This window comes from Variovorax sp. dw_954 (assembly GCF_018449755.1).
Taxonomy (GTDB): domain Bacteria; phylum Pseudomonadota; class Gammaproteobacteria; order Burkholderiales; family Burkholderiaceae_C; genus Variovorax.
In genome coordinates this window covers 1-692 of record NZ_JAAVVD010000099.1, presented here as the reverse complement: position 1 = coordinate 692, position 692 = coordinate 1, and the positions used below count along the sequence as shown (strand labels likewise).

At 63.6% G+C, this 692-nt stretch carries 1 protein-coding gene; it reads left to right on the top strand.

Annotation, left to right across the window (positions count from 1 at the left end; genetic code table 11):
* Positions 1-692 (top strand): methylmalonyl-CoA mutase family protein (locus HB681_RS37675; RefSeq protein WP_256735275.1); only part of this gene is annotated, 692 nt, incomplete at both ends.

The following is a 692-nucleotide window of genomic DNA, read 5'->3' as shown; positions in this document are numbered from 1 at the left end:
GGCTACGACAGCGACCATCCGCGCGTGACCGGCGACGTCGGCAAGGCCGGCGTGGCGATCGACTCGGTCGAGGACATGAAGATCCTGTTCGACCAGATCCCGCTGGACAAGGTGAGCGTGTCCATGACCATGAACGGCGCCGTGCTGCCGGTGCTGGCCGGCTACGTGGTCGCGGCCGAAGAGCAGGGCGTGGCACAGGACCAGTTGAGCGGAACCATCCAGAACGACATCCTCAAGGAGTTCATGGTCCGCAACACGTATATCTTCCCGCCCGCGCCGAGCATGCGCATCATCGGCGACATCATCGAGTACACGGCGCACAAGATGCCCAAGTTCAACTCGATCTCGATCAGCGGCTACCACATGCAGGAAGCCGGCGCCAACCAGGCGCTGGAACTGGCCTTCACGCTGGCCGACGGCAAGGAGTACGTGAAGACCGCGCTGGCCAAGGGCCTGGACGTCGACGTGTTCGCCGGCCGCCTGAGCTTCTTCTGGGCCATCGGCATGAACTTCTACCTGGAAGTGGCCAAGATGCGCGCCGCGCGCCTCTTGTGGTGCCGGATCATGAAGGAGTTCGAGCCGAAGAACCCCAAGAGCCTGATGCTGCGCACGCACTGCCAGACTTCCGGTTGGTCGCTGACCGAGCAGGACCCGTACAACAACGTCGTGCGCACCACCATCGAGGCGATGGC